Origin of the sequence: Thermoanaerobacterium sp. PSU-2 (genome assembly GCF_002102475.1) — a bacterium.
In the GTDB taxonomy this organism is placed as follows: domain Bacteria; phylum Bacillota; class Thermoanaerobacteria; order Thermoanaerobacterales; family Thermoanaerobacteraceae; genus Thermoanaerobacterium.
In genome coordinates this window covers 68,976-80,633 of the sequence record NZ_MSQD01000009.1, presented here as the reverse complement: position 1 = coordinate 80,633, position 11,658 = coordinate 68,976, and the positions used below count along the sequence as shown (strand labels likewise).

The following is an 11,658-nucleotide window of genomic DNA, read 5'->3' as shown; positions in this document are numbered from 1 at the left end:
CACAATATTTTCTATTTTTATTGATGAATTCTGCACATTAATTTATAATTGTTAATAAGTTATTAAATTTCTATATGTAAAGGAGTGTATCTGCATGCCTATAATTAATTCAATAACAAAGGAAAAATTAAGTGACAACTTGAAAAATACTTTAAAGACAGAGTTTGCATCTATGATGATGGATGTAGCCGGTAAAAGCGAAAATTGGCTTATGGTGAGATTTGCAGAAGGTGACGACATATACTTTCACGGAGAACCTTTAGATAAGGGGGCAATCGTTGAGATACAGTTAATAGGAAAGCTTACAAGAGAACAAAAGGAGAAGATTTCAGCCAGAATCTGCAATATTTTTGAAAGTAATTTAAAATATCCTAAGGACAATGTGTACATAGTTATTCAAGAATTTGCCGGTGAAAATTGGGGATACAATGGCAGTACATTTTAAAGGTGAAAAATTATGTCTGATAAAATAAATTTTAATGTCATAAAACCTATTGATGAGGCAAGATACCTTACTGCTGATAATGCATCAAGGTATCGCCTCATCATGCGATATTTTTACCAAAATTATGAGCGGCTTAGATACTGGCTAACTAAAGAGGATGTGTATAATTATGTAAAAGGTTTTGATTTGTTCTACGACTATACATTGGATAAGTGTGAGCAGGATTTAAAGTCGCTGACTGAGTGGAAAAACTTGATAGCTGAGCAGGATACTGGAAGAGCTCAATCTGCAGAAGAATTTAAAAATAAAAAATTTAGATACATGCTTAGCGAGTATTCGATAGAAATAGAAAGGATGACAATTAATCTAGAAAAAATAAAAGGCTATGGTGGTTCTTTAGAGCCATCTTTATTCCAAAGATTGTATGAAAACTTAAAGAAAATTGATGATATATCTAAAAGCGATGACTTAGAAGTTGTATACAGATGGTGGAAAGATTTTACTTCAGATTTTGAAAATATTTATCATAACGCCATAGACTACATTGCCAGCTTGCAAAGTTCAAATGCAGATGAACTTATGAAGACAGATGCTTTCTTGATATACAAAGACAAGCTTACTGAGTATTTAAGAGGATATATAAAGGATTTGCAGAGGTTTTCTCAGGCTATTTTATCGCTTTTAAATAAGATTGATAAAAAGCCGTTAGATGGTATTGTAGAAAAATTGCTTATTTATGAGGAGAACATACCGAGGTTGGATAAAGATTTTGATATAAACGACATTAAAGAAAATATATTGAGCAAGTGGGACAACATAGTATTTTGGTTTAGAGGAAATGGCGATGAAGATAGTGAAGCGTACAGGCTTCTTGAAATATCAAATGAGATAATAAGAAAGATCACGATGTATGCGGCCAGAATCTCTGAAAACAGGTTAAAGACTGCCAGCAGGAAAAGTGAGTATATAAAGCTTTCTAAGATATTTGCAAACACTGATGATATAACTTATGCACATAAGCTTTCATCAGTTGTTTTTGGAGTTTTTCACACGAGACATTTGTACGGCGATTTTGACAAAGGGACTGAAAGCATAAATGAAAGCGTATGGGATGACGTGCCGTGTAAATTCTCTATAAGGCCTAAGACCAGAAGCTATACACAATCCACAAAGACAAATGCTATAATAGATAGGGCAGAAGAAAAAGAGATGTGCTTAAAGCAGTACCTTGAAGAAAGACACAGTGAGATTGAGGAAATATCAAAGTATATTATTGACGGAAAGATAGTTTTAAAAGAGTTACCAATAATTAAGCCTTTTATAAGGACAACCCTTTTAAATTGGATAAGCAAATCCTTAAGTCAACCTAAAAATATAGCAAAGTCAGAAGATGGAAGGACATACAAAGTCAGCATTTCAAGGAACAAGACGATAGTTCTAAAATGTACAGATGGGATTCTTGAAATGCCTGATGTAACGATTGAGTTTTTAAATTGATACGGTGGTGTTTTTAGTTGGAAGAACTTAAAGTCCTTTTAGAAAACTTTTGGGTTACAAAAGAAGATACAGAAATGTTTAATAGAATACGTGACAATGAAAAGAAATTAAGATCATTTGTAGAGGATAAGTTAGGATATCGTCTTATTGTGAATCCGATTATTATAAAGTTGGAGAAAATACCTGGTGATGCTGAGGAGTGGATGGGAATTGAAGAATTTCAGAGCCCGATGGATTATGCGTTTCTATGTCTTCTCCTTGCATTTTTAGAGGACATGGGCATAGGTGATCAATTTATACTTTCAAATATAACGGAGTATATCGAGATGCAGTACGAAGGCATTGAGAGCGTTGACTGGACCTTATTTAAGCATAGAAAAGCCCTCGTGAGGGTACTCAATTTTGCAGAAAAGCTGAAAATGATAAAAGTGGATGATGGAGAGCATGAAAGATTTGCCGATAGTCGTGATGTAGAGGTTTTATATGAAAATACGGGGCTTTCAAGGTACTTTATGAGAATTATGAACAGCGAAATAAATGAAGAGATGATGTTGGAAGATTTTATGAAAGACGACAGATATGAGGACAACAAAGTCCTTGAGAGAAGACATAGAGTTTACAGAAAACTGCTTCTATCTCCAGCCGTCTACTATGAGGGAACCGACGATCAAGATTTTATCTATATAAAAAACTACAGAAATACATTAGAAAAAGATTTTGACGATTATCTCGATGCAAAATTGCACATTCACAAAACGTCTGCATACATAATTTTTGATGAGAATAAATATGCTTCATCTTACTTTCCAGACAATAAAAATATATCTGACATAGTGCTTCAAATAGCCTATGTCTTAAGAGATATGATAGATTCTGGCAGTTTAAATGTAGGAATAGATGATTGTATTGAAATTACAGAGGGACAATTTATGAGCATCGTATCAGATGTAAAGAGTAGGTTTAAAAGCGGATGGAGCAAGATTTACACTGATATGAGTGATGAAAAATTATTTGATGAAATTACAGAGTTTATGAAAAGTTGGAAAATGGTAATATACAATGATGATACCCACTCATATACTTTGATGCCGATCTTAGGAAAGTTTATTGGTGAATATCGAAATGATTTTAAAGGAGCAATTCAAAATGAATGATAGATGGGTAATTAGCAGAGCTGGTCTTCTTAATTTTTGGTACTATGATGATGAAGTGTTTGAATTTTCTGGAGGGAGGCTTCTTCTAAGAGGTTCCAATGGTTCAGGAAAATCTGTAACTATGCAGAGCTTCATACCTCTTCTTTTAGATGGCAATAAAAGCCCTGAAAGACTGGATTCATTTGGCTCAAGAGCCAGAAGGCTTGAGGATTATCTTTTAGGTGAAGAAGATGTAAATGGAATTGACGAGAGAACTGGCTATCTTTATATGGAATTTAAGAGGGAAAATAAAGATAATTATATCTCTATAGGCATAGGCCTTAAAGCAAAAAGACATCAAAGTATGGATTTTTGGGGATTTATCATTAAAGATGGACGGCGTATAGGCATTGACATATTGCTTTACAAGTTAGAGACAGGAATGGATGGGAAAAGAGTCAAAATACCTCTATCCAAAAAAGAGCTTAAAAATTGCATTGGAAGTGGCGGAGAAGTAGTTGACACACAAAGAGAATACATGGAATTAGTAAATAAAAATATATTTGGCTTTTCAAGCATTGATGACTATGATGAACTTATAAAGCTTTTAATACAGCTTAGGAGTCCAAAGCTTTCCAATGATTTAAGGCCAAGCCGTATTTACGACATATTGAATGCGTCTCTTTCAACTTTGACAGATGATGATTTAAGACCTATGTCTGAAACGATAGAAAACATGGATCAAATAAAGCTGCATTTGGATTCGCTGAATAAAAACATGAAATCTTTAAAGAAGCTTAAAAATGAATACGATAGGTACAATAGATTTATGCTTTATTACAAAGCAGAAAAGCTTCTGACGCAGAAAAATGAGCTTTCCAAAGTGCAAAAACAAAGCGATGAATTGTTGCAAAGTATTGAAAAAAATAATCAAGATGTTTTCTATGGTGAAAATAGGATATCAGAACTTGAAAGCGAGCTCCAAGCTTTGAAAAATAAAGAAATTCAACTAAGAAAAAACGATGCTTTTAATACACAAAGAGAGCTTGTTGAAGAAGAAAATATTTTGAAACAATATAGAAAAGACAAGGATTTAAAAGAGGTTCAGCTTAAAAAGAAACAAGAGAGATATTTCCAAATAGAAGAAGAACTAAAGGAGCTTTACGGTAGAGAATATAGTATTGATGAAAGAATAAGAGAAAATCTTTTAGATATGGCTTCTATATCTGAAGAAGTCAATTTTGATGAGCACAGCTTTTCAGAAGAAGAATTAAAAAAGTCTTATGGTAAAGATTTTGACTTTGACTTTTGGAACAATTCACTAAAAGAGTATACAGGAAAAGTGAGAAAGGCATTAGATGCTATCAATGAGGAGGCAGATGCAAACAAAAAATACAATGAAGCATTGTTAGAAGAAGATAGATTGAGAAAGGCAAATGAGCATTTAAAGCGAAAAATCAATGAAATTGAGATTTTGTTTGATGAAGAAAAAAACAGGTTTATTGATAAAATTTACGATTGGTCAGATACGAATAAATTTTTGAAGCTCAATAGAGAAAAAATCGAAGAACTTTCCAGAATAGTGCTATCATACGGGAAAACAAGTACTTATGAAGATCTTATTTCATTTGTAAGGAAGCCATACGAGGATATCAGAGAGAAGTTTCAGATGGACTTGATTAAAGTTAAAAATGAATTAGACTTAAAAAATTCTAAGCTGGATGAAAAAGAAGAGGAATTAAGAAAATGGAAAGAGACGGAGGATCCTGAGCCAGAGCGCAGTGAACAAGTTTTAGAAAACAGAAAAAGACTGGATAAAGCGGGAATTGCATATGTACCACTTTATAAAGCGATTGATTTTAAAAATGATATTGATGATGATACAAAGGGAAATATTGAATCAGCTCTTATAGACATGGGAATCTTGGATGCACTTATTGTGTCAAGAAGCGATTTAGACAGAGCAATGAAAATGGATAAGGACATGGCAGATAAGTATATCGTTCCGGGGACTTTTAACATGAAGCTTAATGTATTGCAGTATTTTAATGTTGTCGATTCAAATAGCGGTGTCGGATTAGACGAAATTTCAGATGCTTTAAGCAATGTATTTATCTATGAGGAAGAGGATGCAACATATATAAATGATGATGGCACGTATGGAATAGGAGTTTTAAAGGGAAAAGCTGCAGGGAATGTAAAGTCAAGGTATATAGGTTTTGAGTCGAGACGGCGTTTTAAAGATGAGATGATATCATCCATAGCTAAGGAAATAAGCATCATAAAAGATGAGATAAGAGAATTAAATGATAGACAATTGTTAATAAAATCTCAGCTAAGTGATTTAGACGTAGAATATAAAAATTTCCCAGGAAAAGATGATTTGGAAGAAGCGTTAAAGGAATTGAAAGAAGCCCAATCTAATCAAAAGTTTACTGAAAATAGATTAAACGACGCAATAATTGCTGCTAAGAAGCTTTTTGATGTGCTTCAAGAAAAGAAAGCAATTGTTAGAAAGTTGACGTCGGGAATTGGCATTCATGCAGACGCCAAATCTTACGAAAGTGCTTTAGAACAATTAGATGAGTACAAAAATCTCCTGCAGAAATTACAGATAAACTACAATAGCTATATTACTGTCTTAAGAAGTGTAGAGACTAGAAAAATGCAGAAACAAGATATCGAGTATGACATTGATAATTACAATTTTGAGATTGATGTATTAGATACGAAGATAAAAAACAGCATAGAAAAGATCAATGTATTAAAAGAAACCATTGAAAAACTTGGTATAGAGGACCTTCAAAAGGAGCTTTCACAGTGCATAAAAAGGATTGAAGATATACCAAAGGAAATAAATGATTTAACTGCTAAAACTGCTGCGCTTAAAGAGAGAGTAGTCCTACAAGAAAAAGAGTATGAAAGATTGAGAGAGGAAATAAGGAAAAACCATGACATTTTGAACATATACCATAAAGGGTTAAAAGATGAGATAATATTTGGATTCGTTGATGAGATTAAAGATATAGACGACGTTTATAAAGCAGCTAAGACTATTCAATCACAGTACAAAGAAATGTTTGCAAAGTTTGATAAAGATAGTGTCACAGAAAAGATTAGAAATGCGTTTTATGTCTGTATAAATGAGCTTGTGGAATTTGGGCTTTCGTTAGATGTGGTTGAAAATGGACAAAGTGATTTGGATATTAATGATTATCAAGAAATATATAAAGATTTAAGAAGATATCAAATAACAGCGAAAGTAAATGACAAAAAGATATCCCTTTATGGACTTTATAACATGATAGATGAAGATATAAAGATAAACGAAAACCTTATGAAAGAAAAAGATAGGCAGCTTTTTGAGGACATAATCATGCACAATGTAGGGCGCAAAATAAGAAGCAGAATCTTTAAGGCAGAAGAATGGGTAAAAAAGATGAATGAGTTAATGTCACAGCGAGATACTTCAAGCGGTCTTAAGTTTCAATTGGAATGGAAGCCAAAAGCTGCTACAAACGAGCAAGAACTTAATACAAGGGAGCTTGTGGAGCTTTTAAAGCTTGACGCAGATATGATGAAAGAAGAAGATTTTAATTTAGTAGTAAATCATTTTAGATCAAAGGTTGAAAGTGCAAAGAAAATATATGAAGAAAACAGCAGCACTGATACATTCCACCAGATTATGAAAAGTATTCTCGACTATAGAGATTGGTTTGAGTTTAAGTTATATTTCAAAAAAGAAGGGGAAAATCGCAAAGAACTTACAAACAATGCCTTTTACAAGTTCAGCGGTGGAGAGAAAGCCATGGCTATGTATATACCTCTTTTCTCAGCCGTGTACTCCATGTATCAATCAGCGTCATCACAAGCTCCAAAGATTATATCACTTGATGAAGCTTTTGCAGGGGTGGATGATAACAATATAAGAGATATGTTTAAGCTTATAGAAGACTTGGGATTGAATTTCATCATGAACTCTCAAGTACTGTGGGGCGATTACGATACAGTGCCAGAGCTATCTATATATGAGCTTATAAGACCTAAAAATGCAAGTTATGTATCGTTGGTAAGATATAAATGGGATGGAAAGGTTAGGCATTTAGTTACTGGAATTAAAAAAAGTGTTAAAGCGGCAGATGATTTTTCATACAATGAGGTTGCATTTACAAGAGTAGGTGAGTAGATGAAAGCCGATGATATAGCATTTTTTAGAAAAAACAAAGGGTATGAAAGGATATTTAAAGCTATTAGGGATAAATATAAAAGCATAGGAAGGATAGGTGGTGTAATCAAACTTGATGATTTGACAAATTCTGAGAAAGTAGTATTGTCTAACCATTTTAAGAAGGACTTTAGCAAACGAAAATCGATAAGTATTGATGTCAATAAATTTGCAGAGACATTTTTAAATACGAGATTTGAAAAATACAGTTTGATTGATATATTAGAATCGTATTTTGATGAAAAGTTAACCAGTAAAAAAGAGGACATGTATCAGTATGAAAATGAAAAAGAAAAGTTCTTTAACAGGTTTTTATCCGAGTATGAAGGGACTAATTGTTGGCAATGGTTGAAATCTGTTTATGAAAATAAAGCTGTAGGAGTAAGAACGATAAACCAAAGATATGACAGTGATCGTATGTTGCTTAAAAGAGATATAAAATACGTATGTGATGCACTGAATAAACTTCCAGTTTATGAAGGAAAGAAATTAAGGTTACCAGTATTTTCATCGTACATCACTAGAGATCCACATAGATTCGATGTAAATACTGACTGCGGTAAAATGTTCATAAATGCACTGGCTACGATTTTCGGAGTCAATGATATAAAAAATTCGGAAGAGATTGCTGAGCTTTTATATAGGACTGGCATAGTGATTGACGAGATATCGAATTTCGTGACGCTTAAAGGACTTTTGGCATATAGCAAAGGTAAGAGTGACAAGGTGTTTAAAGCTGCGTATGAGTGCAATGAAGTTTTGCAAGTACCGCTTTACAATTTGAGCGCGCTGGATATGGTCGAGAGCCCATCAAAAAAGGTATTTGTATTAGAAAATCCAGGTGTTTTTTTGTCCGTATGCGATTTTATTAAGAAGCCTGTTCCGCTTGTATGTGCATATGGCCAGCCCAGATTATCTCTGCTTGTCCTCTTAGATATGCTGTATAAAAATGGCACAGACATATATTATTCAGGTGATTTTGACCCTGAAGGTATACAAATAGCCCAAAGACTTTTTAAAAGATATCCTGACAGATTTCATTTTTGGAGGTATGATGTTGAGGACTACATAAAAGCCTTGTCAGATAAGACATTGACGGAATCAAGGCTTAAAATGCTAGATAAAATCGATACGGCTCAATTAAAGCCTTTGACTGACAAGATGAAGATATTGAAAAAAACTGGTTATCAAGAGCTTATTCTCGATGATATCATTAAAGATGTATTGTCAATAATATAAGAAATATTTAAAACGCAATTGTTAATTTGACAGAATTTTATTGATGCGGCTTGTGAATGTAATATTTTAGTATATAATATATTATGAAACGCTAATTTTAAAGGAGGGAGTTTTATGGCTCTAAATCAAAATATGTTCAGGATGTACGATATACGCGGTGTATGGAATGATGACCTTACCGAAGAAACAGCAGAGCTTATTGGTAAAGCCTTCGGTACATATATTCAAAATGAAAAAGGCATAAAAGATGTAATTGTAGGCAGAGACAACAGGATATCATCAAAGCCTATAAGAAATGCAGTAGTAAATGGACTTACATCTACAGGTTGCAATGTGTTGGATATCGGTGTTCTGTCGACGCCTGCTTTTTACTATTCCCGAATACTATACAATTACGATGCAGGGCTTATGATAACGGCAAGCCACAATCCACCGCAGTTTAACGGATTTAAAGTTGCATTTGGACCATCAACTATATATGGTGATGAGCTTAAGAAGCTCTATCATATTGCGGAAAAAGGCGATTTCAAGACGGGGATAGGTTCTTTGAAATACGCATATCCAATACAAAGCTACATAAAGATGATTCAGGATAAGGTAAAACTTGGCGATAAAAAGCTTAAAGTTGTTGTAGACTGTGGAAACGGTACATGTTCAAACATATATCCTGATATTATATACGGGCTGGGGTGCGAAGTATACCCACTGTACTGCGAATCAGATCCAACATTTCCAAACCATTTTCCTGATCCAGTGAACGCAGACAATCTGAAAGACTTGATAAGTGAGGTTAAAAGACTTGGCGCAGACGTTGGCATAGCTTTTGACGGTGACGGAGATAGAATTGGCGTCGTTGACGAAAAAGGCAATATAATATGGGGCGATATGCTGATGGTGCTTTACTGGAGAGAAATAATGAAAAAGCACCCTGGCGCAGATGCTATTGTTGAAGTTAAATGTTCAAAGGCATTGCCTGAAGAGATAAAGAAACTTGGTGGAAATCCGATCTTTTATAAAACTGGTCACAGCCTTATAAAGGCAAAGATGAAAGAAATCAATGCTGTTTTTACAGGTGAGATGTCAGGCCACATGTTCTTTGCTGATGAGTATTATGGCTATGATGACGCGGCGTATGCTGCAGCAAGGCTTTTAAGAATACTTTCTAATACGGATAAGACATTGTCAGAGCTTCTTTCTGATGTGCCAAAATATCCGTCAACGCCTGAATTGAGATTGCACTGCGATGATGATAAGAAATTTGACGTTGTAAAGGGTGTGACGGAACATTTTAGAGAAAAAGGGTACGATTTAATAGACATTGACGGCGCAAGAGTCATGTTTAATGGCGGATGGGGGCTTGTTAGAGCATCTAATACAGGCCCTGAATTGATTGTAAGGTGTGAAGCTGATACTGAGAAAAGGCTTGAAGAGATAAAAGATGAGCTTGCAGGTGTGCTAAAAGAATACGGTGTTGAGCTTAAATAGAAATGTACGAAGGGACTGTGAAAAATATCACGTCCCTTTTGTGTTGGAAAAATTTTATGATTTTTTTGTTGTAAACGGTCACTAAAGAAGGATTTTTAATGTCTCATGTCGAATACATCTTAAAAACACATCAAAAGGAGGCAGCATATGTGGAAGATGATGAAAAATGGTATGTTATATATACTAGAACGGGAGATGAACTGAAAGTAAAAAGGTTGATTGAATTGCTATTTTGTAAATTGAAAAGAAAATCTATTAGAGTGTTGATACCTAAAAGGGCAATAATTGAAAGAAAAGGCAAGAACCGTGTAGAGAAAATAAAGTTTTTATTTCCAGGTTACGTATTTATAAAGACGTGCATGAGCCACGAACTTTACAATGATATTAAAAGATTACCTCGCTTTTTAAAATTTTTAAAAGATGGGATTGAGCCTGCTGAGGTAAGAGAAGAAGAAATAAATATCATACTGGCACTTATAGGAGACTCCGATATAGTCGGATTTTCGACAGGCATAAAAGTAGGCGGAAAGGTAAAAATCATCGATGGACCGCTTAAAGGGTTTGAAGGTCTTATCGAAAAAATCGACAAACGGAAAGGAAGGGTAAAAGTTAGGCTAAATGTATCTGGAAATGTCAACCTGGTTGATTTAGGCATCCGAATTGTGGAAAATTTAGATAAAAACGAAGATAAGCTATCAGAAGTTTCGTGATGTGATGGAGGAATACGCATGAAAATAAGAAAAGCTATAATACCTGCGGCAGGACTTGGGACAAGGTTTTTGCCTGCAACAAAAGCACAGCCAAAGGAAATGCTGCCAATAGTAGACAAGCCTACGATTCAGTATATAGTTGAAGAAGCTGTAAACTCAGGCATAGAGGATATACTCATAATAACAGGAAGAAACAAAAGAGCGATAGAAGACCATTTTGACAAATCGATAGAATTGGAATTGGAGCTTAAGAAGAAAGGCAAAGAAAATCTTTTAAGCCTCGTTGAAGACATAACAAATATGGTTGACATACATTATATAAGGCAGAAAGAGCCAAAGGGATTAGGCCATGCTATTTACTGTGCCAGAGCATTTGTAGGAGATGAGCCATTTGCAGTTTTATTAGGTGATGACATAGTTGATGCAGAAGTACCCGTATTAAAACAGATGATAGAACAATACGAAAGGTACAACTGCTCTATAATAGGCGTACAAGAAGTGCCAAAGAGTGAAGTAGACAAATACGGCATAGTAGATGCCAATATGATTGACGATAGGCTGTATAGAGTAAACAACCTTATAGAGAAGCCAAGAATAGATGAAGCGCCATCAAACATGGCGATATTAGGAAGGTACATAATATCGCCAAGGATATTTGAAATATTGAAAGATGTAAAGCCTGGAGCAGGTGGAGAGATACAGCTTACTGATGCGCTTAAAGTGTTATTGGAGTATGAAGCCATATATGCATATAATTTTGAAGGTAAGAGGTATGATGTGGGAGATAAGATGGGGTACTTGAAAGCGACGGTAGAGTACGCCTTAAAGAGAGATGATTTGAAAGATGAATTTAGAAAATACTTGAAAGAAATTGCAGCTATTGCCGAAGAGGTAGCTACACACAGTGAAAAATAAATAACAATA

At 34.4% G+C, this 11,658-nt stretch carries 8 protein-coding genes; all 8 read left to right on the top strand.

The genetic code is table 11. From position 1 onward, the window contains the following. Nucleotides 1-94 precede the first annotated feature (94 nt). The 8 genes from BVF91_RS08535 to galU all read left to right on the top strand — a co-directional run bounded on the left by BVF91_RS08535 (nt 95) and on the right by galU (nt 11,649). Entirely contained in the window at nt 95-445 is a 351-nt protein-coding gene (locus BVF91_RS08535) for a phenylpyruvate tautomerase MIF-related protein (protein ID WP_085112998.1), read from the top strand. Between the two features lie 12 nt (nt 446-457). Next, complete coding sequence (locus BVF91_RS08530; RefSeq protein ID WP_085112997.1) at nt 458-1,942, top strand: TIGR02677 family protein; 1,485 nt, start codon at nt 458-460, stop codon at nt 1,940-1,942. Between the two features lie 17 nt (nt 1,943-1,959). Further along, a complete protein-coding gene (locus BVF91_RS08525; RefSeq protein WP_085112996.1) occupies nt 1,960-3,096 on the top strand; it encodes a TIGR02678 family protein in 1,137 nt (378 codons plus the stop codon). After that, nucleotides 3,089-7,261, top strand: a complete 4,173-nt coding sequence (locus BVF91_RS08520) for a TIGR02680 family protein (RefSeq protein WP_085113035.1) — start codon at nt 3,089-3,091, stop codon at nt 7,259-7,261. The genes BVF91_RS08525 and BVF91_RS08520 overlap by 8 nt, the downstream gene beginning before the upstream one ends. Next, the gene (locus tag BVF91_RS08515) at nt 7,262-8,539 is read left to right on the top strand and encodes a TIGR02679 family protein (RefSeq protein ID WP_085112995.1); all 1,278 of its coding nucleotides are present in this window, start codon (nt 7,262-7,264) and stop codon (nt 8,537-8,539) included. It abuts the gene before it with no gap. 114 nt (nt 8,540-8,653) lie between these two features. Continuing rightward, complete coding sequence (locus BVF91_RS08510; RefSeq protein WP_085112994.1) at nt 8,654-10,024, top strand: phosphomannomutase/phosphoglucomutase; 1,371 nt, start codon at nt 8,654-8,656, stop codon at nt 10,022-10,024. Nucleotides 10,025-10,122: 98 nt separating this feature from the next. Continuing rightward, on the top strand, nt 10,123-10,734 hold the full coding sequence (gene loaP / locus BVF91_RS08505) for an antiterminator LoaP (RefSeq protein WP_240495856.1): 612 nt from the start codon (nt 10,123-10,125) through the stop codon (nt 10,732-10,734). Between the two features lie 18 nt (nt 10,735-10,752). Continuing rightward, nucleotides 10,753-11,649: a UTP--glucose-1-phosphate uridylyltransferase GalU gene (gene galU, locus BVF91_RS08500; RefSeq protein WP_085112993.1), complete on the top strand. Its 897-nt coding sequence runs from the start codon at nt 10,753-10,755 to the stop codon at nt 11,647-11,649. Nucleotides 11,650-11,658: the final 9 nt, after the last annotated feature.

Excerpts from the sequence above, each read along its gene's own strand:
- BVF91_RS08510 (WP_085112994.1), top strand. The coding sequence starts at position 8,654 with ATGGCTCTAAATCAAAATATGTTCAGGATGTACGATATACGCGGTGTA.
- BVF91_RS08520 (WP_085113035.1), top strand. The coding sequence starts at position 3,089 with ATGAATGATAGATGGGTAATTAGCAGAGCTGGTCTTCTTAATTTTTGG.
- BVF91_RS08530 (WP_085112997.1), top strand. The coding sequence starts at position 458 with ATGTCTGATAAAATAAATTTTAATGTCATAAAACCTATTGATGAGGCA.
- BVF91_RS08515 (WP_085112995.1), top strand. The coding sequence starts at position 7,262 with ATGAAAGCCGATGATATAGCATTTTTTAGAAAAAACAAAGGGTATGAA.
- BVF91_RS08535 (WP_085112998.1), top strand. The coding sequence starts at position 95 with ATGCCTATAATTAATTCAATAACAAAGGAAAAATTAAGTGACAACTTG.
- loaP (WP_240495856.1), top strand. The coding sequence starts at position 10,123 with ATGTCTCATGTCGAATACATCTTAAAAACACATCAAAAGGAGGCAGCA.
- galU (WP_085112993.1), top strand. The coding sequence starts at position 10,753 with ATGAAAATAAGAAAAGCTATAATACCTGCGGCAGGACTTGGGACAAGG.